The 25,828-nt window shown below is 67.0% G+C and carries 10 protein-coding genes and 2 pseudogenes; 3 read left to right on the top strand and 9 right to left on the bottom strand.

Features of this window, described 5'->3' with window-relative positions; all coding sequences use genetic code 11:
• Positions 1-1,086 precede the first annotated feature (1,086 nt).
• Positions 1,087-2,055 (top strand): tyrosine-type recombinase/integrase, encoded by a 969-nt coding sequence (locus tag ACFC1R_RS22580; protein WP_375941329.1) that lies wholly within the window; start codon positions 1,087-1,089, stop codon positions 2,053-2,055.
• Positions 2,056-2,609: 554 nt separating this feature from the next.
• Here the strand turns inward: ACFC1R_RS22580 and ACFC1R_RS22575 are convergent.
• From ACFC1R_RS22575 to ACFC1R_RS22540, 8 genes and pseudogenes are all read right to left on the bottom strand, one after another.
• Positions 2,610-3,268, bottom strand: a pseudogene (locus ACFC1R_RS22575) (IS630 family transposase); the annotation flags it as partial.
• A 578-nt stretch (positions 3,269-3,846) separates the two neighbouring features.
• Entirely contained in the window at positions 3,847-4,416 is a 570-nt protein-coding gene (locus ACFC1R_RS22570; protein ID WP_375941274.1) for a hypothetical protein, read from the bottom strand.
• Positions 4,417-4,541: 125 nt separating this feature from the next.
• On the bottom strand, positions 4,542-10,202 hold the full coding sequence (locus tag ACFC1R_RS22565) for an ATP-binding protein (protein ID WP_375941272.1): 5,661 nt from the start codon (positions 10,200-10,202) through the stop codon (positions 4,542-4,544).
• On the bottom strand, positions 10,199-11,866 hold the full coding sequence (locus ACFC1R_RS22560) for a hypothetical protein (RefSeq protein WP_375941270.1): 1,668 nt from the start codon (positions 11,864-11,866) through the stop codon (positions 10,199-10,201). The genes ACFC1R_RS22565 and ACFC1R_RS22560 overlap by 4 nt, the downstream gene beginning before the upstream one ends.
• Positions 11,857-16,176, bottom strand: coding sequence for a protein kinase (locus ACFC1R_RS22555; protein WP_375941268.1), 4,320 nt, complete (start codon positions 16,174-16,176; stop codon positions 11,857-11,859). Before ACFC1R_RS22555 ends, ACFC1R_RS22560 begins: the two co-directional genes overlap by 10 nt.
• Positions 16,176-17,606 (bottom strand): restriction endonuclease subunit S, encoded by a 1,431-nt coding sequence (locus ACFC1R_RS22550; RefSeq protein ID WP_375941266.1) that lies wholly within the window; start codon positions 17,604-17,606, stop codon positions 16,176-16,178. The genes ACFC1R_RS22555 and ACFC1R_RS22550 overlap by 1 nt, the downstream gene beginning before the upstream one ends.
• Positions 17,603-19,828 (bottom strand): restriction endonuclease subunit M, encoded by a 2,226-nt coding sequence (locus ACFC1R_RS22545; RefSeq protein ID WP_375941264.1) that lies wholly within the window; start codon positions 19,826-19,828, stop codon positions 17,603-17,605. Before ACFC1R_RS22545 ends, ACFC1R_RS22550 begins: the two co-directional genes overlap by 4 nt.
• 161 nt (positions 19,829-19,989) lie before the next feature.
• Entirely contained in the window at positions 19,990-22,110 is a 2,121-nt protein-coding gene (locus ACFC1R_RS22540; protein ID WP_375941262.1) for an AIPR family protein, read from the bottom strand.
• A gap of 312 nt (positions 22,111-22,422) precedes the next feature.
• Here ACFC1R_RS22540 and ACFC1R_RS22535 point away from each other — a divergent pair.
• A pseudogene (locus ACFC1R_RS22535) lies at positions 22,423-23,027 on the top strand (winged helix-turn-helix domain-containing protein); the annotation flags it as partial.
• Positions 23,028-23,148: 121 nt separating this feature from the next.
• Here the strand turns inward: ACFC1R_RS22535 and ACFC1R_RS22530 are convergent.
• The gene (locus tag ACFC1R_RS22530; RefSeq protein ID WP_375941260.1) at positions 23,149-24,270 is read right to left on the bottom strand and encodes a Fic family protein; all 1,122 of its coding nucleotides are present in this window, start codon (positions 24,268-24,270) and stop codon (positions 23,149-23,151) included.
• A 71-nt stretch (positions 24,271-24,341) separates the two neighbouring features.
• On the opposite strand from ACFC1R_RS22530, the gene ACFC1R_RS22525 reads away from it, so the two are divergent.
• Complete coding sequence (locus tag ACFC1R_RS22525) at positions 24,342-25,610, top strand: tyrosine-type recombinase/integrase (protein ID WP_375941258.1); 1,269 nt, start codon at positions 24,342-24,344, stop codon at positions 25,608-25,610.
• Positions 25,611-25,828: the final 218 nt, after the last annotated feature.

The raw sequence follows: 25,828 nt of genomic DNA, 5'->3' as shown, positions 1-25,828 counted from the left end.
GATGGCAGATGCGTCAAGTGCGAACCCTCTGACCAGAATCGCCGATCACGGTGGGCAATCATCCAACCCATTGCAGTGATCAACAAATCCGACACAAGGGAGAGGGGCGCCTACAGCCACAGGCGCGCAACGCCGAGCCAGTCCCCCGACTCGCCGTCGAACCGCGAAAACCGTGAGACGAATGTGAGAGGCAGACCCCGGATTACGCCAAAGGCCGCTTCCTCGCGAACGAGAAAACGGCCTCTGACCTGCGACTTTGGAGCGAACTCCAGTCGGGACGACAGGATTTGAACCTGCGACCCCTTGACCCCCAGTCAAGGGACTTCACCAACGTGCTCATTGGCCTCCTGCTCGACGAGTCCCGAACAGGGGGACAACCTGCTGTTCAAACAAGGAAGTTGAGACAAAAGGGCTGCTCGTACGATTCACGCGACCTGACGGAGGCCCAGGTGTTACCTCGGTCGGATACGTCCAGATCCGTCCACATGTGCCCACCGGCGCTCAATGCGCCTGGTCCCAAAGTGGTCCCAAGGGGCCGGACACTGCGAGTAACGGCCCTCCAGGCGCCACGCGCCGATGAGCTGCCGAGACCTCCACCAGCCGGTCCACCTGCCGCGAAGTCCGGGGACGAATCAGAGCCGCCTACCCACCGGTCACGTGCCGTGATCTCCCGAGCGGCGTGTCGTCCCGCGCGTGTCGTCGCCGACCAGCTACGGCGCGCTTCGCGCCCCGCTCTCCACGTCCTGCCGACACGCCGAACAGGCCAGCCGACCTTGGTGCCAGAGAGCACCGAGTGTGAGGAGGGGTTCATGGGACAGCGTTCACAGCGGGGAAGGGTGTACCGGCGGTGCGGCTGCTCGGACAGCAACGGCAAACAGTTGGGACCGTGGTGCCCGCAGCTGGCCGCGGACGTGAAGCACGGGAAGTGGACGTACTGCGTCGACCTCGCCCCGACGAAGGACGACGCCGCACCCGCCGGCGGGGCGGCTTCGTCTCCCGCGCCAAGGCGGCACGGGAGATGGCCGCGGTCCTGGACGGCGAGCTGCACAGGGTGTACAAGGACCGGCGGGTGACCGTGGCGCCTATCTGCGGGAGTGGCTCGCGTCGATGAAGAGTGAGCTGGCGCCGAACACCTACGCCGGGTACGCGGACTGCGTGGAGCGGGACCTGGTTCCGGCGTTCGGTCGGCACAGGCTCCCAGATCTAGGCCCGAAGCACATCGAGGACTGGATCCGCGCCCAGCAGGAGGCCGACCGGGGGCGTGTGACCGTGTACCGGGTGGTGGCGACGCTGCGCAACGCACTGAGCGCGGCCGTGCGGTCCTGGCGGCTGCGCTACAACCCCGCCGAGCACCCCGTCCCGCCCAAACCCCGCGCCGCCGAACGCGTCTGCTGGACCCCGGACGAGGCGGCCGCATTCCTTCGGCACAACAAGGAGCACTACGCAGACCAGCTCACCGACCTGTTCGAGGTCATGCTCGGCACCGGCATGCGCCGCGGCGAGATCCTCGCCATGCACTGGTCCGACGTCCACCTCATGGACCGTAAGCTCTACGTCCGCTGGACCCTCGCCGCCGTCAACAATGGCGAGTTGACGTTCGGCGAACCCAAGACCGAGGCCAGCCGCGCCTGGATCAGCCTCTCCCACAGGACAATGACAGCCCTCCACCGCCAGGCCGCCCTCCAGATGGCCGCCCACCGCCGACACCGGCTCGAAGGCCTCGTCTTCCCCCGCCCAGACGGCCAACCCCTGTGCCCACAATGGCTCTTGGACCAGCTCCGCAAACGCACCGCCGAACTCGGCCTGCCCGTCATCGGCCTGCACGACCTGCGCCACACCGCAGCCAGCATCATGATCGCCGAGAACGTCCCCGTCGCCGTGGTCTCCAAGACCCTCCGCCACACCACTCTCGCCATCACCATCAACCTCTACAGCCACCTCCTCAAAGACTCCGCCGACCAAGCCGTCGCCGCGCTCAGCAGCGCGCTCGACCAGGCAGACAGACGCCGCGGGGGCAACACCGGTACGGGACGGGGCAGCCCTCTCGCCGCCTGATCCTGTGCAGCTAGAAGTGCCGGAAATCCGTGCGGTGTTGTCCGGGGTCACCGGCATCCTCCCGGTGCGGTCTACGCATGGGCCGCCGACCCGCAGTATCGGGCACGAAGGGGTCCTCGTGATAGATCCCAGCAAATACGAGCTGGTCTGGCCTGCCGATCTGTTCGTTGCCGAAGCCAGCCGCATCGCGATGTCCGGGCGACGGGACTGGGTGTCGCGGCCGAATGGCTGCTCACGGAGGCGTTCTAGGGATCGAGTTCATGCTCGGACTTCGAGAACCTACCCTCCACCACACCGAAGACCGACGACTCTTGGGAAGCCAGCGCCGATCCGTGAGACCAGGCCCCGGTACTTACTCAGCAGATGTGGTTCCGCGAACTGATCGGCCGAGCACAGGAGATCCGCCAGTTCACGGAGCCCCACCCTTACTAGCCGCACCGCAACGGGCAGGTCGCCCCGACGGCGTCGGCTGATCCGGCTTCTGTGCGGCTGGGCTTCGCACGGCTGGTCATGGAGCTGCACAAAAACGGCTACCTCGCCCAGCACTTCGGCTCGAGGAAGCAGCACATGACCTTCGCGTCGAAGGTGTCGATGAAGACCATGCAATGCATGCGACCCTTGGTGCTGATCGCGGACATGGCGTTGACCGAGAAGCGGTTCCCGGCGCGGCGCACGATCGGGATCCGCCCCTTGGCGCCCCAGGTTCGGCCGGTGACCTGGTCGGAACGGATGACGACCTGGTCGGCGAACAGCACCTCGGCGCCCTCGGCCTTCGCCTTCGCGCGGATCGCCGACCACGTCTCCTCCAGCCAGCCACGCACCGCCTCGGGATCCTGCTCGACGGCCCGCCTGTCCCGACGCTGGAACGACAGCCCCCAACGACGCAGGTACTTGCCCACTCCCGGCTCGGTCAGCCGGACCCGATACAGCTTCGCGATCAGCGCGCCAAGCTGGGAACGCGTCCACAACTGCCCCGGAAACCCCAGGTCACATGGCTGGTGGCGAATACGGCCTGCCGCGCCGCCGCCTGCTCGGCCTCGGACAACACCTGATGCTCCCCGACCCGCCGCCCGCGCGGACGCCCGATCAGCGCCTCACGCCCGCCGTCCAGCCACTTCGCCCATCAGCCGTCCACCGCCTTCAGCGAGACCTTGAACACCGCTGCGACGTCCTCACGGTCCCGGCCCTCCGCCACCGCGGCCACCGCCCGCAGCCGCAACCCTTCCTGCGCCGACGGTGACAAGTCCCGCGCGTCCCCAACCAGTTCACTCACGCGGTGTTCAACGACCGAGAACCCCTACCGTGTCCGATCAGTAGCATGCCGCATAGGGTAGTCAGGCGCTGGGGGCTCAGTTGGGCGTGGGGAATGCTCCTTGATTTGGTTTCAGGTTAAGTGGTCAGGGCTGTGGTGATGGTCTCGTCGGGGTTGTTCTCTCGATCGGGTGGAGGTGGTAGCGGCCGAGGATCTCGGCTGCTACGACATCCAGCACCGCCGGGTCGGCCAGTCGGCGCGCCCCGCCTCTCGCAGGGGCGCCCGGACGCCCATCGGCTGAGCAGCCGCCCACTTCTTCCTGCGTCGTTCCGGGCGCGCGCCCGCGGTGGACCCAGTTCTGCAACGTGCTCGGCTGGACGCCCAAGGTCCTGCGCGACGCCCGTGGCCGACTTGCCGGTTCCGTCACGTACTGCCCGGCGCGGAACCTCGACCGACCAGCGCTTCTGTCCTCCAGAGCTCGACGAGGAGGGGGGTGGCGGCACGGATCTTCCAGGCAAGGCACCAAGGCGGACGGTCGATCAATTCGCGACTGCGGGTACCACCTGCCCTCCGGTGGCCTCGGTCAGGAGGCTCTGGGTGCCGGGGTGCCGCTGATAGACAGCATTGATCTCTCTGGAGGCGGCCGCTTCGTTGAAAGGCAGGCCAATCTGCCGGGCGACTGCGCTCCTGAGCGCGTCGGCAAGCCCTGCTTCCAGATCGACAACGCGTAGGCCCTCGACGATTCCGGTCCCTGAATCGACCAGCACCATGTACGCGGGGAAGGGGTCACCCGCTCTGCCGGGTACTCCGACGACTCGATCGCGCTGCCGGTGAGCCTCCCAGGGCGAGTCTCCCCAGCCGAGCGACTCGGGGTGGCCTCCCGGTCGCGTCGGCGCTTCGAACCGGTAGCACCACATGAGATGTCTGTCTCCGGGAACGACCGCGAAGGCTGCCGCGCCGGTGTTGAACGCGAGCTTCTCGCCGGTCGTGAGGCCATCGAACGCGTAGATGATCTCCACATACGCGCTACTGAGCACGAGATTGGCCGCAGATTTCGGCCAGTTGACCTGCTTCGGGTAGGGAACGCCTACCTCTAGCGAGTACCCCATGATTCATCCTTTCCCCCAGAACCGATCCTCTGCTCCAGACGTTCGGTTGCGCAATGCTGTCGCGGCTTGACACGGAGCCGCTCGGAGACAAACGGAATCATCTCTCCGGGCGGCTCGCTGCCGACCTACTGCCCGCCGGACGCAGTCTTCGTTCCTCCACCGTGCCGGGTCACCCGAGGACGACACCGCACACGGACAGCGCCATGAGTGAACGCCGGGTCGGTGGACTTACTCGCCCACACGTACGCTTCTCCAGGCTGGAGCTGTGCCATCTGCTCCGAGCGCAGCCCGGCAAAGGCAGTGTTCGCCTTCTGGAGGTGCTTCAGCCAGGCGGGTGATATGAACTTATGCAGGATAACATGGTCGGAAAGCTCGATCAGAGAGATCGGCACTGAAGGCGGGTCCTGGCTGGCGACCAGGATGCTCATGCCCTTGTGGCGCATCTCGCGGACCGTCTCGACGAGGCCGGCGACGAGGTCGGGGCTGTCGATGTACTTGTGCGCTTCGTCGAAGACGACCAGCTTGTTGAAGTGTTCATCTCCGTTACGGGCTTCGGCGAAGAGCTGCATCAGGACGAGAAAGAGGCCGAGCGCCTCGTCCTTCTCGATGTACTCGTCGCGAAGGTCAACGATGATCAGTCGCCCGGGTCGGATGAGGCTGGTGAGCTGCGCGCTGTCGTCAATGTAGTCCTCGGCCAGCTTGAGCCGTTCCAGAGCCAACTGCTTGATGTGGTCGGGCATGCCGGAATCTGCCACACCTTGCCGAATGACGCCGAGACTCAGGTTGTTGCGGTTCGACCGCATGATGCGGGTCAGTTGCCGGATGTACGTTGACTGGTTGCCGACCGCTCCCATGAGGAAGCGCCAGTGGGATGCCTGGAGTTCGCCAGAGGAGAAGGCCAGCGGCCGGACGTCGATGCTGGGGAATTCCCTTTGGCGGTCAGCGACTTGATCGACGGGGGCGAGCAGCAGGACGTCCGACAGCGCCTGAGGTTCGGCTCCGTAGCGCTCTTTCAGGACCTCCAGCTGCGCCCGGTCGTCGTTCGGTAGCGCCATGGAGGTGAATTCTGGGGCGTAATCCATGGTCCGGCTGTAGTGAAACACCACGGTCGCGAGGGGATGGGGAAGCTCGTTGACCGGCGGCGCGGGCAAGGACGCCATTTCAATAATGCTGCCCAGGGTGTAGCTCTTGCCACCGCCTTGTACGCCGAAGAGGCTGATGGTGTGGGTCTCGTCGAGGTCGACCGCGACCTTCCGCCCGGCCGCTTCACCGAGTACACCATGCTGCAGGGAAGGACGAGTGACGCCGAGGAAGATTTCGGGAGCTCCCCCTTGAGGAGCCGAGCCCTGCGTCACTGGGGTGGGCTGGGCATCGATGGTCGGGGCATCGTGAAAGCCGCGCCGGTCGAGGACAGTCTCCGTTCGTTGCGGAGCTTTGTCCTCATCGGAGGGAGGAACGACCGATGAGGCAACGTCCGGGACGGCGAGCGCCGAATCGGGTACTTCTGCCACGGGCGTGGGCTCTGCATCCGAGCCGTCCACACGGTGAGACTGCCCATGTCCGGTGGAGGCCGCGGAAACATCGTCGAGCACAGATGTGCTCTCGTCTGCATCCGTGGCGGTTTCCGCTTCGCCTTCTCCGGCCCGGTTGCTCACCGATTCCCGGGCGTCTTCCGCATCAGGCGCGCGGAAGCCCGCGTCGGTGAGCCGTGGCACAGCCAGCTGCAACAGGGCCAAGGTGGGGGCGGTAGCAGCTTCGCCCGCGTGCGGCCTGTCCTCCTCCTGCTCCTCGACAGACGCATCCGTCAACACAGCGACGCCCGGCCGCTCGGTGGGAATCGCGTCGATCAGCTCGGTGATCAAGTCGCGACCGATCCGGTGGTACTCCACTCCGTCTTCCGACTCGCGATCGGTACCACTTCGAGCGAGGTCGAAGATCAGGCCGCTGCGTGTGAAGTCAAGGCGGTAGCCGTCGTCGAGGCTGTCGAGGAGGGCGTGAGCCGAGACTCGGGGCGCCTGGCCCATGGTGCCGTGGCGCGCCGCGCGCTCCAGGTAGAAGCGGAGCATGGAGCCGAGGGCGAGGTTCTTGACCGGGCGGTCGATGCGGTCCGGAGTAGTGCGGGCAGAATCGAAGGACTCGGCCAGGATGCTCTCGCTCTGTCCCAACTGCTGGGCGATCTTGGCTTTGAGGCGCTGGTAGGCGCCGATGTCGTCGAGCGCGGTGTAGCACTTGACCTCGACGAGACGGCAAGTGACGGTCCGTGTCCGCACGTTGAGGTGGAACAGCGCGAGGTCGCTGCGCTGGAAGGAGAGCGAGTCACCGAGCTCGCGGGACTGGCGGCGTACTTCTGTGTACAGCTCGGGGTGGGCGTCGAGCGGGACGACGATCTGATTGTGGAGGGCGTTCTGGTAGTCCAGGTAGAGCCGGGCCAGGGAGAGGCCGAGGACTTCGGTGCGCTGGTTGGGGGCGGTGGAGGCCAGCTTGAAGGCGAGGCTGCCGGAGAGCAGGCGCAGCTGGTCGAAGAACGTGTTGAGGTGCCGCTCCTCCACCTCGATCCCGTGCTGCTGGGCGGTCGGGCCGAACAGGGTACGCAGTTCGTCGACCGAGTTCGAGCTGACCATGATCTGGTGGCCGAGGCTGCTGTCGAGCGACGGCGCGTAGTCGATGACGTACTCGGGGCGGCCGCGCTGTCCGGCGTGGTCGAAGTACTCAAGGCCGAGGGTGCGGTCGATGGTGACGACCCAGTCGCTGATCTGATGGGCTTGGTAGAGCAGGGCGCGGTCGTCGTTGTCGAGGGAGAGAACGGTGCAGGGCACGTTTCGTGGCGCCTGCCCGGCTGTGGCGACGTTGGCGGCCGCACTGGCGAGCAAGCCGGGCAGGCGGCTCAGGAGAGTGGCGAGGTCTTCGGAGTCCTCAGTGGGCAGGGCAGTTCCGTGGCGCGGGACAGTTCGCCAGACGATCTGCTGCTCGGTGTCCTCGTACGCGGCGGAGGTTGCCTGGATGAGTCCGTGTACCGGCGCGTTGACGATGTCGTGCCGCTTAACGGAGCTGTGCTGCTCGCCCCCGAAGGCATCGATGAGGACGGCCAGGTGGGCGTCGAACTCGGTGGACGGCTTTCTGAATTCCTCGACGGAGCGGACGGAGTAGACGAGCTTCGCGTTCCGGGTATCGCCCGCCGTATGCAGGAAGGCTTCCGCCTCGGCCGAGGAGATCTGGTTCTGGGCGCTGAGCAGTTCATCCAGCGCCGCTCCGGTCTCCGGGGTCTCCGGGTCGGTGACGCACAGCCGGATGTCGTACGTGAGGTCGCGGGTGGCGGGGCGCCGCTGGAGTTCGAGGAGGGCGTCGGCGACGATTTCGGCCCGGCCTGCATTGACGACGTTCATGACGAGGGTGCGAACGTACGGGTGCAGGCGTACGTAGCGCTCTATGCGGTCGGCCAGGGCTGTGCCGGACAGTGCACTGGAGCCGCTTGCCATGCGTGTGCCGGTGGTGGGGAGATTCAGCGCGGCGGTGAGCCGGCCGAGCAGTCCGCGGGGGTCGGCGGTCTCGCTGGGGAGGTAGGCACCCCAGTACGGGGTGAGATTGTCAATGGCTGCCATGAGGCGTCCGTCCTGGCGCGGGATCGCGAAGGGGAACCCGAGCGGGGAGAGCGCTTCGAGGAGGGAGTCGCGGGCGGAGATGATGCGGCGCTTGTCCTCGCCGCCGAGTCGGCTGGTCCACTCCTGGCCCATGGCAGACCAGGTGGCCAGCCAGAGGGCGCGTAGCGGGTGGGTGGGTGAGGCGAGCAGGACGGTGTCGCATCGGCCGAGGCCGTCCGTGAGGGTGACGGCAACACAGTCGATCTGCTGGAGCCGGGCCAGCGCCACAAGAGCGGCGCCGCGTGCGTCGTCGCCTGCCCGCTCGGCCTGGAGCGACTGGGCCTCCACCAGTTCGGCGTACGCCTCGGCGTAGGCGGCGAGGTCATCGCGTACGGTCTCGAAGTCGATGGCCTCACTCACCAGGAGCTCGGCCGGTTCCATCGCGTCACCGTTCCGACTGCTCACGGCGGCGAAGTAGGCACTCCGTGCAGCGAGGAAGACGTCGTACGCCTCGGCGGCCCGCCCGGTCAGGTCGCTAGCCACGTCGTCGTCATCACCGGCGGGCATCTCAGCGGTGCCATTGGGGTTCAGCACGAGACGGCGCAGCGAGGTGTCTTCAGGCTGTGCGAGCAGATCTTGCTGGGCCTGTACGAGCAGGGGGGAGAGGCGGATCTCGGCGCTGCCTGCCGGATGGATCCTGGCGTTGAGGGCCCGCTGGGGGCCGCGCAGAGTGGTCGCCTTCCACCGGATGTCGTTCAGCGTGACGCGGGTCGGGTCGTCCCCGGCGGCGAGGGCATCGAACTGCAGGGACCGGAGTGCCTGGGCGACTCCGTCGTGGCGGCCTGCGCTGCGCTCCGGCGGTTCGTCGGCCTCGGCGTCGGGGATGACGTAGAAGCGCTCGCTCTCTCCGCCCGGCTGTTCGTGGGCGCTGGGAGCGACGTCGAGCGCGTCGCCCGACACGGAGAGCGGGGTGACCCGGACGTAGTGCCACCCCTCCTCCCAGTCAATCTTGTTCAGCCGGGTCAGCTTGACCTTGTACTCGGGCTTCACCCGAGTCCCCTTGCCGATGTGGGCCGCCCTTCCGATTGGCCCGCCGTTCTCCGAGACGATCTCCACTCGGAAACATTCAAGCCCATCCACCTTGAGCGGGGAGGGCTGGACGGCGAAGCGGGCCGTCAGCTCGCGTGCGCCCTTCTCGCCGGCGAGAAGGTAGGGCTGGCCCACCATCGCCTGGAGCGCCTGATAGGACTTCAGTTCCTCGGCGTTGTCACCGGCGGTGGGCAGCCCGAGCTCGCGCACGTCGATGGCAACGGTGGCCCGCCGACGTTCGTCAATGCGCCAGTTCCCGAAGGAGAGCCCCCAATTCTCGCGGTCGACGACGACACGGCGGGTCCACGCCACCGGGTCCTCCAGACCGCAGCGGGTGGCGAATCCCGCGAGCTTGGCGGCGAAGCCGGCGTCGCTCAGGCCAAGGTCCAGGACGCGCTGGCGCTCCGAACGGTTCGACGAGGTCAGCTTGTCGATCAGTCCCCGGTTCCGCTCGACCCGGTCCTTGACGAGTGTGGGGTCGGCGTACAGGTCGAAGTCGGGGACGAGGCCGAAGTGGTAGATCGCCGCGCCGGAGACCTGTTCACGGTAGCCGTTGGTCTGGAGCGTCAGCAGGTACGTGGCGACCGCGCGGTCGTTCACCCGCCGGTCGGAGTGGTTGCGGAGGGCGGCGAGCAGCTCGTCGACGCCCTGGCGCAGCCGGTCCGGCACCTGCTGAAGGAGGTGGTCGACCAGCTGGGCGTAGGCGTCGCCGAGTGGGACCTCTTCGAAGGTCGCGATGCCGAAGGAGTCCTCGGCGCTCACACGTGTGCCCGGTGGCACGAAGACGAGGAGCGGCCCGGGAAGGGTCCCCTCGCGTTCCGTACGGTTGCGGAGCTCGACCAGCTTGGTGCTGGTGACGGTCACGTCATGGAAGGGTCGGTCCCGGGCCAGGTCGTCCGCCGGTCCGAGGACGCAGACGGTGGCGGCGATGCCGAGCGCCCCGCGCAGCCGGCGCACCAGGGGCGCCGCCAGTTCGGCCTCCACCTCGGTGACCCGCATGCAGTGTCCGGCGTCCCGCTCCCCGACCAGCTTGGCGAGCCGGGGGACGAGGACGCCTTCCAGCGCTTCCCGGAGGTCCTTAGCTGTGGGCTCCGTCAGTCCGGTGGTGCTGGTGCTCATCGGGCCGCCGCTCCCGTCGTCGCCTCGGTCCCGATGGTGTACCGGGGAGTGATGGTCTGCGTCAGATAGGCGTCGGACATGTCCTGGTAATAGCCGATCTCGCGAAGCCGGTTGAGGAAGGCCGCCGCGTTTGCCCGCAGGGCGGCTTGGTCGTCCAGGTGCGCGCCGGAGAAGCCGTCGGCGTCCGGCAGTTGGTCGATGTGGAGCCCGTACCGGTCGCGCAGCAGGGCGAGGAACTCGTCCACCCGCATCGGCGAGGTCCGCAGATTTCCGGTTCCGTCGTCGCCTTCCCTGAGCAGGGACACCTGAAGAAGCACTTCGAGGAGGCGGGCGTCGAGGACGAAACGGCGGGCGGAGCTCCTGCCGTTGGAACGCCCGCCGCGCGGCTGGGCGAGCAGTGCACCGGGACGGTGCTTGAGGAGCATCGTGTCGAGGCACTCGATGAAGTAGTTACGGTAGTGACGCCCCTTGTAGTGCATCAGCATCTCAATGTACTCGTCGAAGGGGTCGAGTCCGAGCTGGGTGATCTGCTTCAGTTCGGCGGGAAGGTCCTCCTCCTCGTCCCGTACTCGGTTGACCCGCTGGAGGAAGAAGGCATCCCGGTCCTTTGTATACGACTTTCCAAGCCGCTGCAGGGCCTCTTCCGGGGTGAAGTAGCTCCGCCCGGCCGGGTGGCTCAGCTTGGTGGTCTTGAGCGCCAGGTGATCGGAGAACTCGTCGAGTTTCTTCACTTGGTAGGTCGCCTGAATGAAGCGAGGGACGCGCCGGTACCAGATCTCCGCGCTGCGTTCGGCCAGCGCGGCGGCCGGGGTTCCGGGCACTCCTTGGACATCAAGGAAGAGCCGTACTCGGTACGGGCAGCGGTCTGCGGCCTCCCTGCCCTCGTGGCCCTTGCGGCAGGCAGCGGAGGCCGCGCCGGCCTCGACCACCGCAGGGAGCAGCTTCATCATCCGCAGGTGGTAGAGAGACAGGTGGAAGGCGAAGAGGATCTTCAAGTAGTCCACGAGGACGGTGCGGGGCATGTGGTCCTGGTGATACAGCAGCCGCATGACGTCCTGGCAGAGTTGCCGCGCCGGTTCCGCGCACAGCGGCGGGTAGGGCGTGCGGGGCCGTCTGGTGTCGGCCTGGTCCTGCATCTGCTTGCCCGCCTGCTGTACGAGGTGGAGCAGCGCCTGCGTCTCCACATCGGTACCCGGACCAGGAGTGATCTCGCCGGTGGAGCGGTCCACGTCGGAGAAGAAGAACTCACGGAGCTCCTTCAACGCGCCCTCGTTCTCCGCAAGCATCTCGTACAGCTGCTCGTCGGCCCCGTACGGGCGGGACTTGCGGCTGTTGCGGAAGCGATAGGTGAATCCGTGCAGCGGCCGGGGGCCGGCCACGGCCTCGGTCACCTTTCCCCGGTTGACCAGGTCCAGGAGGTGCGTGGATGTCCAGCGGGTGGTGGTTTCCCGGTCGAAGCCGTCGAACACCTCCGGATGCTGCAGGAACAGCTTGACGAACACGTCGACGTCGAGGGTGTTCGCCCGGCTGATTTTGCTGGGCATGCCCCCGTGCCACAGGCGGGCCAGGAGCGCGGTGAGCACGCGGTCCATGTCCAGCGCCTTGTAGTCGATCCGGCTGATGCCGGGATGGGCGAACGTTCCCAGGGATCCGCTCAGCGCCATGTCGTCTCCTCCACCCCGGCGGCGTCCGCACCCGGCTGCTCGCCATGGTCCGTCCGAACCGCCAGTTCTTCCATGTGCAGTACGGAGTCCTCAGTGCGGTGGATCCGCCGCAGGTCGTGTCCGTGCGTGGTGAGGAGGACCTCCTGGTATGGGACCGCGGCCAGCCGGTTCTTGAAGACGGCGAGGGCGAGCTGCTGTCCCTGCAGGTCGGTGACCGAGGGCCGGTAGCCGCGCTCGAAGCGCTGGAGCAGTTCGAACAGGTCTAGCCGGATGTCCAGTTCGGCCGTGCCGCCCTGGTTGCCGGCCGGGTCCCGATAGCTGAGGCGCAGCGAGGTGCGGCCGGACTCGATGTACGGCGAGGCCGGGGCCGCCCCGGGTTCGAGGCGGAACCCTTCGGCGGGGAACCGGCGGAAGCTGCGGATCGTGCCGCCTGGAACGTCACGTACCTTCAGCGCGAGGGCGTCCCCGATCCGCTCGGGTGCGACGAGCCCTTCACCGCGGTTGAGCGCCCGCAGGATGCTGTCCCGTTCCTCGGTGCCAGCGTCCGTGGGGCAGGAGAGCAGCTCCATGAAGCGCAGCACGGAGGGGTAGGGGAGCATCCGCTGGGCCCGCTCCTCGTCATGGAGCTCGAAGTACAGCAGACGGCGGGCCGTGTCCACGTACCGGCGGTGGGTGGCGGCCTGGGAGGCACGCTCGGCGGCCGACCGGCCGAGCTGCGCGAACTCCTGGCCGAGCAGGACGCGGTCGCGGTCGCCGCGCCCGTCGACGGTGACCAGCGCCCCGTCCTCGAGCAGCCCGGCGTAGTCGAGCCGCCGGTCCAACTGAGGCTGGGGCACCGCCGCGACGTCGGCCTCGCGCAGCAGGGAGAGCAGCCGGTCGCGTTCCAGCGGAGTGCCGTCGGAGGCTGGCGGGGTGCCCAGGTGGGCGGAGAAGTAGAAGCTGTCCAGGATCTGCTGGGTCTCGCCGGCCGCGTACAGCTGGTGGATCTCGGCGCAGTCGCGGCCCGAGGTGAGGGTGTAGGCGAGCGCGGAGCGCAGGTCTCGCAGGGTGATGTGGAGCTTCCCGCGGAGTTGGGTGAGCTCGTAGACGCGTCGCAGCCGCCGCCCGGCCTGGGGACCGGCGGCGGGGTGCTGGAAGGTCTGGGCGTTGTGCCGGGCGTAGCAGATGGCGGCGAGGTCGCAGTTCTCGCAGTCCTCCCAGAACCGGTCCTGCGTCATCCGGTCGAGCATGCGCTCGAGCAGCGACTCCCCGTCCTGCGGCCCACCGGTGCCGTCGACCGGGCGGGCAGCGACATCCCGCGCGTTGAGGTTCACCACGGCGACAGCCTGCCCCGTGGCGCTTCCCGCCAGGCCGAGGTTGGCGAGCTTGGCGAGGTGCGGGAAGCGGTCGTGGTGATGGCTGAGGAAGTCGACCAGCCGTCCCTCGTTGATGGCGATCAGCCGGGTCTCGCTCCCGACCGGCCAGGCCGTCTCGTCGGCCCCGGCGAACGGTGCGAAGAACTCCTCCAGGACGTCGTCGCCGCTGGTATCGCCCTCGTCCTGGCTTCCGTCGTGGTTGGTGCGGAACCGGTGCCCGGCCAGAGTGAAGTCGGTGCCGTTGGAGCGGGACGGCCCGAACTCGGCGCCGAGCTCGCGGGCCTGACGTTCGAAGCTCTCCAGGAAGGCGGTCTTGCCGTCCCCCGCGTTGCCGGTCACCACGACCAGCGCGTGCCGGCCCGCCCTGAGCGCGGGAACGAGCTCGCGGTCCAGAGCCGTCTCGACGTACACGGACATGGAGTGCGGGTCGAGGCCACGGGTGCCCCGGTTGCTGCGGCGACTCTGGCTGTAGAGCGTCTGCAGGTGAGCGACGAACGGGTTGCTGTTCGGCTCCGGCGGAGTGTCCTGACCACCGGCGGTAACCGCTGGCGGCGCGGGCGGTCGCTGTTCGAGTACGGGCAGCGGCGCCGGTGCGGGAGCGACGCGCGCCGACTCCAGAGCTTCCAGCGCGCCGAGCAGTTCCTCGGCCGTGGTGAACCGCTCGCCCCGGTACGGGGAGATCGCCCGCAGCATGATCTCGGCGAACCCGGGCGACAGGTCACCGAATCCGCTGAACGCGGTGCGCGGATCGAGCGGCCGTACCCCGGGCGATGGCTGTCCGACTCCCTCCCAGGGGTACTGGCCGCCGGTCAGCGCCTCGTACAGGGTGACTCCGAGACCGAACAGGTCTCGGTCGGTGTACCCGGTACCGTTCGCGGGGACCTGGTCGAGGTCGGGCGGGGTATAGCGCGGACTGGTGTAACTGTGCCCCTCGGAGGAGTCCGAGGTCTTCGCGATCCCGAAGTCGATCAGCTTGACGCCATCGTCGGTCCACAGCAGGTTGCTCGGCTTGATGTCACAATGCCACACCCCGCGCTCGTGGATGTGGCGAAGCCCCCGGGCCGTGTCGATCGCGAGCCGCAGCACGTCCGCCGCGCCCATCCGACCACCGCGGATCACCTCGGCGACGTCCTTGCCGTCGACGAACTCGAAGACCAGGTACGGGTACTCGTCCGGCGGCAGCAACCGGTCCGCGTCGACCATCGCCACCACGTTCGGGTGCGGCGCGTGCTGCAGCCGCTGCAGCACGTCCGCCTCGCGGCGCAGCCGCTCCAGGACGGAGTCCCGGTCCCGCAGGACCAGCTTCACCGCCCTGTCGACACTCCTTATCGTGTCGTAGACCCGGTACGCCACCCCGAACGAACCGGGACGCCCCAACCGGTTGCGCACCAGGTACTTCGTGCCGAGCTGAAAGTCGGTTGGGAGTTCCTTGAAGACCTCCGGGCCTCGCGGACCGTCCGGTGCATGCGGCGCGGGGGCCTGCGGCCGTGCGGCAGACGAGGAGGAGCCGATCCGCTTGGCCGGCGCGTTCCGCGCACCCATGACGAGATCGAGCCGCCGCAGCGCCTCAACGGCGGTCGGCCGCTCGTCCGGAGCTGTCGCGCACAGCTTCTGCAGCCAGTGCGCCAGCTCGACCCGGACCTGCGCGGCCTCCAGACCACTGGCCGGTAGCCGCCCGGCCGCACCAGCCTGCTCGGTCGCCGAGGTGAAGGGCAGCTCGCCGGTAAGCAGTTGGTACCCGATGACGCCGACGGAGTAGATGTCGGCCTTCCTCCCCATCGCGGAGGGGTCGGCGTGGCACTCAGGCGCCAGGTACGCGCGGTCGGCCGCCTGGTGTGCCTCCCGTATCACGGTGTGCGCGCGGCGTTGCGCTGTCTTCGCGTACTCGAAACCGGTCAGCATCGCCCGGCCGTCCTGCGCGATCAGGACGGTGGACGGGTTCAGCTCCCGGTGCGCGATGTGCCGGTGGTGCGTGTGCGCGAGGCCCATCAGGATGTGCCGGATCGTTCGCAGCTTCGCGTCCGCGGTCAGCGGGTCGGCAGCCCCGGTCAGGTGTAGCGTCAGCGCGTGCCCGGGCACGTCGTCGTAGACGGTGACGAAGACGCCCTCGTCGTCATTGGGGAAGAAGTCCCGCACGCCGACGATGTTGGGGTGCGAGGGCAGCTTGCCGAGCGCCTCGTACGCGATGCCGATCCGCTTCTGCTGCAGCAGCCGCTCCGCCTCCGGGGCGTACGGGTCAGCCTTGCGGACGGAGAGCCGGACCGTGCCCGACCCCTGCGGTGCGATGGCGTTCTTGGCCCGGTACTCGCGGAGGATGCCATCCCCGCTCTCCTCAGGCGAGGTCTCGCCGAGCCGCTCGATCACCTCCCAGCTGCCGAACCGCAGTGGGCCGGAAGGCGGTCGCGACGAGCCCTGGATCGTGCGCACGATCAGCTCGAGGTGCGCGGAGATCTCCGTGTCGAACCGGTTGGTGGAGGTGGGGACGCGGCTCACGTCCGCGAGTCGGGCGATCAGGTCCGGCAGCGTCACGGTGTCGTGAGCGTCCAGTTGTCGGGGAGTCCGGTCGACGAGCAGGGCGTCCGGCGCAGGCAACACCACGAGGGCATCGGTGTAGATCCGGGACAGCTGTCGGTGAGCCGTCTCAAGGATCGTCTTCAGCTGCCTCGCGTGCCCGCGCAGCTTCGGCAGCGGGGAGCGGAACGGCGCCCAGCGGGACGGATGCCACTTCCTGCCGTCGACCTCGATGCGGCCCCGGGTGCCCTTGACGTCGATGACGTACACGCAGTGCCCGGTGACCACGACGAGGTCGACCTCGAACAGCTCGTTCCGGTGGTGCGGAATCTCGACGGAGTGCAGGACCGTCCAGTCGTCGGGGGCGTGATCACGCAGGTGCGCGATCACCCTCCGCTCGGCATCGTTGACGGCCTCCCCAACTGCAACGATCCTGGCACCCATCAGCCGGCGGCCTCCTCGATGGCGGTGGTGAGCAGCGCGAGGGCCTTGTCCTCCAGGATGTCGGCGCGGTCGCGGTTCTGGTAGGCGTTGCGGACGATGCCTTCAATTCGCTCACGGTCAGCGGGGGCGGAAATAGGAACAGGCATCTCGGCAACGAGTTCACTGTGTATGCTCTGCTGACCTCCCCCCGTCAACATGCTTCGAATCAACCTCATTGCCACTGTCGACCGGAAGAAGCTCAACAGGTACGCACCCGATACGTCATCCGTTCCCGAGGTGACCCGCAAGAAGTCCTGACTGTACGCATGGCGCAGCCACCGCCCGGTCACCAAGGTGGCCTTTCCGAAGAGTCCGCTCTCACTCGGCATGCCGTGCCCCCCGATCATGACCGTCTCGTCAGGGACGAAGACGCCTGCCGGCGTGTGCTTAGGGCTGATTACTCGGCCGTCTTCCGGGCGAATCCACCAGCCCTGCCGCTGCCCGACCAGCAGCCGCCCACCATGATCGAGGTCACTGTCGACACGCTTGAAGATTGGGCCGTACCGCAATTGCCCAGCGGTACAGATATCGCCGAGTGGTCGGTGCGGAACAGAACTCAACTTAGCCTTCAACTGCCGAGCCCTTTCCCCATAACTCATTGCCCGCAGCGACAAGGGGGATAGCTGGCTGACTTCGAAGCCTAGGTCCCGGCTCTGCTGGTGCCACTGGTATTCAGCCAGATCAGGCAACCCTGCACTCTTGAAGAAATCTTCGGAGGCGCTGACCAAGTCCGCTTGAAATCCGGCACGCAACCGTGCGCACTCCTCTACCAGGTCATGAATCTGCCCCTCGACCTGTGTGCCGAGCCGTGGCACCGGAATCCCCGCGATGTGATGCGGCTCAATGTGCTTCACCGCCGACCCGTACACCGATCCGCGAACGAGCGACTCGCCGAACCGACTGAGGAGGAAGGCGTACAGATAGCCGGACTTGATCTTCTCCGGATCGGGTTCAACCTTAACGATATCCTCCGACGCCCAACAATCACCCATGTCGGGGCGAGTGTAGGCCCTTCTGCCAGCGTTAAATCCTGATCGTGAGATCAGGGACATACCGGGCTTGAGCTGAAGGTAGGACAGTGTCGCCGACACGGCGTCAGTCTTCCGTAGGCGGGGTAGACCGGTCAGGTCGGCCGTCATCATGTCCTTCGTGCCGAGGAAGGGCACGCTGTGCTCAGGATCAGTGAGGAAGACCCTCCGGAACATGGGGCCACTGAAGATTCCTCCCTTGTATCCCGTTGTCAGATTCGCCAGCGGCTCGGTCTTCGGCAGCTGTTCCAACAGCTTCTTGGTCTTCAGCGAGCCCGCGACATACGGCGAGGCATCCAGCCTGAGCCCCTGCTCCGCGAGCCAGCTGGACATCACTGGGTTGGAGAGGCTTGTGATCTTCACGCGCCCACCCCCGCAACCATGCGCGCGTCCACACCCGGCACCGGATGCTTCGCCCGGAACTCCCGGTATTTCTCCGCGATCACCGGCAAGTCGTTGTCGATGACCGGCTTGCTGCGCCTGAGCGGCCGGGTCACTTCCTTACCCCGGATACGGAGCCGTTCCATCACGACCTCCGTTTTCACGACGATGTCCCCGTTGGGCTCACGCTTGTAAAGGTCGTTGCCCCGCCGGTCGAAGCCGACCTTCTCGGCCACCGCCATGAAGACCGGGTACGGCTTCTCCGTCCCCATCCGGTGGTTGCGAACCTCCTGTTCGGTCTTCCGCTTCAGGAAGAGGAGCGTGGTGAGGATGTTGACATTGGCGTCGACGACGAACGTCTCCACAGGCAGCTCGACGCTCGCGAGCACCCAGCAGTGTTCCAGGATGTACCGGCGGATCGCCTCGTCGGTCGGCCCGGGGTTCGACAGGATGCCGTTGGGCAGGACGATGCCGATCCTGCCGCCGGGCTTGACCCACTCGATGGCCCGCTGGATGAACAGCTGCTCCGGCGCCATGCTCGTCGGCGTACTGGTGCTGCTCGCCTCGACCTCGCCGGTCTCCTTGTTCCGTCCCCATGACTTGGCGATGCCGTCACGGAACGAACCGAGGACTGATTCGTCACTGACCGGGATGTCCGCTCCGAACGGCGGGTTGGTCAGCAGCACGTCGACGATCTTGCCCAGTGGAACCTTTTTCTTCGCCGGCTCCACACCGGCGAGGTGGCCACGCGGAAATGCGAGGGAGTCCATGTGGAAGACGTTGCCGGTGGTTTGCGCGAGCGTCATGATCGCCATGGTCGTCGCGCGCACCAGGAACGGATCGAAGTCCGCGCCAACCAGGTGCTTCTCCGCGTACGCCTTGAGCCGGTCGCCGTAGCGCTCGCGCTCCTCCTCGGTGTCGGGGAAGCCGAAGGTGCCGGCTCCCTTCTTCCAGCTGTCGCGCAGGTGCTTGAGCGTGGCCTGGAGGAAGCCGCCGGTGCCGCACGTCGGGTCGAGAACGGTCTCGTCCTCCTGAGGATCGAGCATCTCCACCATCAGGTTGACCGCGCCGCGCGGGGTGAAGTACTGGCCCCGGTCGCCGCGCAGGTTGGTGCCGACTAGCTCCTGGTAGGCGATGCCCTTGGCGTCGACATCGGTGCCGGTCAGGTCGTACGGGGCAAGCTCACTGACGATGAAGGCGAGCGCACGGTCGGACAGGGTGATCTCGTCGCTCGGCTTGAAGACGTCCTTGTACTCGATCTTGACGTCTTCGAAGAGCTCCTTGACGCGGGTGCTGATGGCGGCGCGTCCGTCCTGGTCGAACATCTCCTTCAGGCCGGTACGGAACCGTCCCCGCCCGGTGCCGCGGCTGACCCGCTCGTCGTACATCTTGGAGAACAGCAGGTAGAGGAACTGCCAGAACGCGGCGTCCTTCGGCATGCCCTCGTTGCCGTGGATGTAGTTGTGGCAGCGCCGGAAGGCGATCTTGAGCATTTCCGGGTCGGCATGGCGCAGCCGTTGGTGCGAGGCGACGGTCCGGCTACCGATGGTGCCGTCGGCGACCTCCCAGTCGCTGCGGTCCTCGAAGGTCACCCCGAAGTCGCCGACCACCTTCTTGAGAAAGAAGAAGTCGACGCCGTCGGTCCACATGCCGTCTGCGCAGTTGGGCCGGTCCTCGTTGCCCATCAGCTCCTGGAGCTCATCGAGATCCTTCTTCGCCTGCTCGGGCTCGCGGATCTTCACGACATTCTTGCCGCGATTGGGCTCCTGCTTACAGACGACGACTCGGCGCAGGTTGGCCGTGGTACGCGGCATGCCGGACTCGAAGATCGCGATGTCGGCCTTCTTCGTCCGCTTGCGCGGGGCACCTTCTTCGCTCACCGTGACGGGGAAGTCGCGAGCCATGTCATGAGGGTCGATACCGTGTTCGTGGACGAGGGCCCGGGCGATGCGCTGGCGCACCTTCTCCTTCGCCGTCTCCTTGATCGCGCTACCGCTGATGTAGTCGACGACCTGGCCCTCTTCCAGGGCCGTGACCAGGGGCTGGGTGTCCTCCGCCGCAGGCTCCGCACCGTCCTCGGGCTGCTGCGGGATGTCCAGGTCCAAGGTCAGTTCCTCCATCGGCGTGCTGCTCTTCTTCCTTGTACTCGTTGGTGCCGGCGGCCCGATCAGGCAGGTCTGCGGGTGCGCGATCAGAACCGCCACCTGTGATCCTACGGCCGGGGCGGCATGCCCGACTGCGCTTCCGGCCGGACCACGATCAATCTGGGCGGTGGCGCGGCGCGAACTTACTTCGAGGCACTGACAATGCCGAGGAACCGGTTGTCGCGTCGTCGTCGCCGCTGCCACCGCACACGCCGTGAAAGTCAGCTACCCACCGGCTCGTCTCCCACGTCCAACCCTTCGTCCAGCCGGACCGCCAACGCCAGCTCATCGAGAGACCCCTCACCCGGGACGAACCAGCGCAGCGTGCCTTGGACGGACGACGTCGTTCCGGACGCCAGGCGGCGCATCTCCTTGGCGAGACCACTGGGCGAGTACCACCCCTCGTCCGCGTGCCACTGCAGGGGCTGACGGCGGTTTGCGTTGCTCCACGTAGCCAACGACCGCCTGGGGTCCTCCGCCAGCCACTCCGCCATGTCGCGACGCTCGGGCTTGCTGTACGGCCGGAACTCCAGGACCGTGCCGTCCGCGATGCGGCCGTTCGCGATCAGGGTGGTGACGGCGTTGACCTGCCGACCTCGCGTTTCGACCTCGGTGACCTGGTAGTCCTCTCCCAGGGCTGGAGCTCCACGATCGGAGTCGAGCCCGCGCAGGGCGGCCCGAACGACCCGCTCGATCCGCTCCGTGTTCCGCACCGCGGCGATGATGTGGCTGGACTTTCCGTACTCCTCGTCGATCGCGGCGAGTGACCAGGCAAGAGTGTCCCGCACCAGTGCGGGAACCTTAGCGAGCTCCCGTGGCCAGTAGTAGGCCGGGTCCTCGATGGACCGGGTGTCCAGTCGGCGGAAGACGATGTGGGTGACCAGGAGATCTCCGTAGAAGGCCGCCGCGTCAGCCCTCCACAGCAGGCCGTCCCGGAGATTCTGGAGCTGAGCCCGCACCTCGCGGAGGAGCTCTACCGAGCGCCACACCCGGAAGGCATTCGGGGCCGGCCCGAAGATCTCCTGGTAGATCTTGTCCTCCCAGAGGCCGGCGAGATTCTGATCACGCTTGGCCAATGCGGCGAGCTGTGCGTTCGGGTTCGTGGCGGCCAGCGCCTCGGCGGCCTCCGCCATCGAGCAGCCGTGCTCCGGCGGCGGCACGGCCTCGCCCCGCTTGATCACATAGCTGAGATGCAGCATCAGGGCGAAGTCGTCACGGAGCTGGACCTGCACCTTGTCGAGGGACTTGAAGTCGCGCTCCTCGATTGGGTTCTGCGTGTTCGTGTTCGTGGTGACGTGATCGCCGAAGCCGGGAGGGCAGTCCTCCAGGGAGATCAGGCGCACCATGACCCTGCCGTACTGGGCGGTGTCCGGATCAGCGGTGTACGCTCGGTGAATGGCGCTCACCGTCTGTGCGCCGTTGACCACGCTGGCGCCGATGAGTTGGAAGTCCCCGACCTTGCCAGGGACCGCCTTGCCGACCGGCTTGATCGTCTCACAGAGCATGGTGATGCCGTTGCTGAAGTACCAGAAGTGCTCCGGCTCCTCCAGCAAGGTGTTCCTGATCTTGATGTTGACGTCGGTCAGATCGAGGTTGTCGCGGATGTTGCGTGCGAAGAGGCCGCGCCGGTGCTCGCTGTAGAGGTCGGCGAGATCTGCGGCGGTCATGGTCCCGTACAGGGCCTTGTACGGAGTCGATTCCTGTACGAAGCCGTCCAGCCGAACCCGGGCGTCGATCCTCGGGGCGGCCGCGTCCCCGAGGATGGCACGGTGGAAATCGCGCAGGTCCAGGACCTTGTAGTCGACCATCTCCTCGACCTGGTTCAGCTCGGCGAGCTTCTCCTTGATGAGCTCCCGGGTGCCCTCGTCGAGTGGAGCGGTACGCATCAGTGCGAGAACCAGCGTGATCTTCGGTGTGCCGATCTCGAAGGCCTGCTCGATCTCGGGGACGAACTGCTGGAAACGGCTGTTGAACTTGGAGTACTGAAGGTCGAGCATCCTGTTCAGGCCGCGGAACATCCGGTCGACCTCGGTCTCTCCGAAACCACCCTTCAGGTTGTCGCTCCACTTGGCCTGGACCAGGCAGATCCTCGGCTGCGGAGCCCTCACCTCGACGGCGATGGCGTCGAGGCCGCGGTCGTCGTCGCCATCGAAGATCCTGGTCGCTGCGATGCGGTCACTGCAGGGGTGCTCGATCTGCACGGCGAGTGCGGCCAGCCCGCGGCTGAGGAACGCCTGGACGTGGTCCTTCTCCGCGACCTTCGCCTTGTCCTTCATGTCGATGAGGTCGGTGAACCGGTCCTCGATCGCCTTGCGGACGTACCTGACGTGCAGCTTGCTCATGTCCCACCCCTGTCAATGCACCAGATCGTCAACACCTTATCGAGGCAATGGCCTTGATACTGACTGAACGTCACTCGTCGTAGTTGACCGTCCGTAAAGGCTCGCTACCTGTGATGGGCAGCACGGTCGCTCCGGTAAGCCAGCCGATTTCTGTCGAGGTACGCCGGCCCGGCGGCAGATGTCGGGGCGGACCCTGGGGATGGCAAGTTCGATCGTCCGAAACGGTAGGGGTTCTCGGTCGTTGAATACCGCGTGAGTGAACTGTTCGGGGAAGCGCGGTACTTGTCACCGTCGGCGCAAGAAGCGTTGCGGCTGCGGACGGTGGCCGCGCTGGCGGAGGGCCCGGACCGTGAGGACGTCACAGCGGTGTTCAAGGTCTCGCTGAAGGGCGGAGGACGGCTGCTGGGCGAAGTGGCTGGACGGCGGGCGTGAGGCGCTGATCAGGCGTCCGCGCGGGCGGCGGGTCGGGGAGCATCAGGTGCTGTCCGAGGCCAAGCGGGCTGCGGTGAGGCAGGCCGCACTCGACCACCAGCCCTGTGAACTGGTGCTTTCGGGGCGATTGTGGACGCGTTCCCAGGTGGGTGCGCTGATCGCGAACCTGTACTGGGTCCGGCGACCGAGCCCGGGGTAGGCAAGCACCTGCGCCGCTGGGGCCGTCGTTCAAGCGTCCGGACAAGCGGCCCGTCGAGCAGGATCCCGAGGCAATGCGTGGCTGATTGGAGGAGACCTGGCCGGCGATCCGCGTGAAGGCAAAGGCCGATGGCGCCGAGGTGCTGTCCGCCGACCAGGTCGGCATCCGCTCCGACCATGTCACCGGCCGAACCTGGGGCGCCAAGGGACGGACCCCGATCGTGCGCCGCGCCGGGAACCGCTTCTCGGTCAACGCCATTTCCGCGATCAGCACCAAGGGGCACATGGCTGGAAGCGGGCTCGATCAACCGGAAATTCACACCCGAGGCTCGCCTTGCGATGAGCTGATGGTAGTACAGTCGTCGCGTCATACAGCCATGCCGATCCCCCTCTTGCCGCCATCAACGCCTATGCGTACGGGTCGCGCAGCGGTCGGGGCTCACGCACCCCTCGCGTGATCCCCTCGGGCAGGTCCAGACCGGCGGTGTAGTAGCGGCCCTGGGCCTCGCCCTTGGCGGCGAGCCAGCCGGCGCGGACGAGTTCGCGGATGTCGCGTTGGGCCTGCTGCTCGCTGAGCTCGGCGTCGGCCTGGTAGGTGGCGCGGCGCAGGCGGTTGCCCATGGCCGCAGGGTAGAGGGCGTACAGCATGCGGTCGGGCCAGCCGCACTGCTCGACGGCCTCGTCGAGGGCGGTCCAGACCTCGCGGGTGGTGTTCACCTGCCGCTCGACGCTCTGGGCCTGCTGGTGGTGGGCGCGCAGGCAGAACCGCACCCAGGGCAGGGTGTCCCGCTCCGGAGTCCAGACAGGGCCGCCGACCTCAGCGAGGATGTCGTAGTAGCGGTAGGTGTTGCGGGCGCGGCCGAGCCATTCCTCGATGCTGGAGAACTCCGGCGCCATGATCCCCTCCCGGGCCAGGACCAGGGTGTGCAGGGCGCGGGACATCCGGCCGTTGCCGTCCGACCACGGGTGGATCGCGACCAGGTTCAGGTGCGCCATCGAGGCCCGCACCAGTCCCGGAGCGTTCAGGTCGCCCTCGTTCAGCCACTCGACCAGCTCGTCAGTCAGTACTGCCAACTGCTGGGCATCGGGGGCGGTATAGGCAGCGATGGTCGGGTCTTCGGCGGAGGTGACGTACACCGGCCCGGCACGCCACCAGCCGGGCCGTTTGATCAGGTGGTGGCCCTGCATCATGAAGTGCAGCGCGTTGAGCAGGCCTTTGCTGTAGGCGAAGTCGTCGCCCGCTTCGGCGAGGCGCTGGATGTAGGTCATCGCCTGCCGATAGCCCTCGATCTCGGCCGTGACGGTGTCGTTCGCATCGATCGGCGCTTCGCCGACCATGATGTCCTCGACGTCCGACACGCTCGCGGCGTAGCCCTCGATCGTGTTCGATCCTGCGATCGCCCGCGCCGTGAGGTTACGCCGCAGCTGCCCTTCCCAGCGACGTGAAGTGCGCAGATGGAGACGCAGCCGGTCGCGCATCTCGTCGATCTCCGCGAGGACGGACTGGTCGATGTCCTGCAGCGATGGCACACCATAGAGCATGAAGCCATGACACCATGACGGCATCAAACAAGCAAGGTGAATCGGCGCAACCATGGTGCATGAGTACTGCAATGCATCCCTGGAAATCAGCCGCCCCGGATCCGTTCAGCGAGATCACCACCGCCGACCCTCCCGCTCCGCCGAGCGCCCTGCGCTCGCAGTGCCGCACTTCACCGCTCACCAACCCCCGCCCGCCGGCCGCCCAGGCCACCCCGGCCCAGGCGCAGGCCTGGGCCAGCTTCCTGGCAGGGGCCGTCCACAATGGGCTCGACCCGACACTGGTCACCCAATGGCTGACCATCCTGGCCGACGCCACCGGCAGCCCCGTCCTCCCGTCCCTGGCCTCCATGCCGTTGGGCGACTACGTCAACCTCCGCCTCCCGGTCATCCTGACCGGCCTGGAAACCACCACACATGCCCCCTACCTCGCCGGCTGGCACCTGCGGATCGAGCCCGAGCTCGGGCGGCTCCCCCTCCGCCTGATTACCACCGCTCTCATCACTGCGGCAGTTCTCGGCTGGATCGCCGATGGCTGCAGCCGCTCCACGATCAAGAACACCCTCGCCATGCTCTCTCGCATCTTCGAGCAAGCCATAGTGGACGGCATCCTCGAACACAACCCCGCCCACATCACCGGCTGGCAGCGCGAATACCAGCAAGTCGAAGATGACCTGCAGGATCCCCGCTCCCTCGCCCTGCGCGACTGGGACGCCCTCACCGAACTCGCCGATGCCCTGGTCGCGGCCTCATACAACCGCTATCGCGGATGGGGTGATGTCGTCGTCCACAGCGCCTGCACTGCCACAAGGATCGGCGAGGTCTCCGGAGTCCGGGCCCGCGACGTCGATACCGACAAGTGGCTCCTGACCTGCCGCCGACAGACCACCCCCGCTCCCGGCGGCCTGGTCGACAAGCACACCAAGGGTAGGGTCGCCCGCCTCATCCCGATCATCGAACCATTGCGCCCGCTCATCATCAGGCGGCTCCAAGTGACGCGAGGCGACCCGGACGCCCGCCTCTACACCGGCCCGCGCGGCGGTCGCATCAGCACCGCAGTCCTGCGCGACGCCACCCACTGGGACGACGTCACCCGGGACCTCGACTACGAACACCTGCGCCGCCACGACCTGCGCCACACCAGCCTGACCTGGATGGCCGACGCCGGCATCCTTCCGCACATCCTCAAGGAAATCGCAGGCCACCGGCTCATCACCACCACCCAGCACTACTTCCACCCCGACGTGCTCCGGATCCTGGAAGCCGGCCAAGCCCTCACTCATCACCTCGAGAAGCTCCAACGCGATGGCCAGATCACCCGCCGCTGGTAACACGCCGTAACTGCCATCGCCTCGAAATGGCCGCTGACAAGCCGCTCCGATGCTGCCCGAGTCACGCCACGGCAAGCAGTAGGCGCCAGAAAGGCCTTGGAAATGCCCCGATATGAACCAGTTTGACCCACTTGACCCGCGGCCGGGGGGGGGCGGGGGAGGGGGGAATGGGGGCGCACCCAACCCAACCCCCAAACACAAAAAATAAGAAAAAAAAC

This window comes from Kitasatospora sp. NPDC056138, assembly GCF_042264695.1.
In the GTDB taxonomy this organism is placed as follows: Bacteria; Actinomycetota; Actinomycetes; order Streptomycetales; family Streptomycetaceae; genus Kitasatospora.
This window is presented reverse-complemented; position numbering and strand designations above follow the sequence as displayed.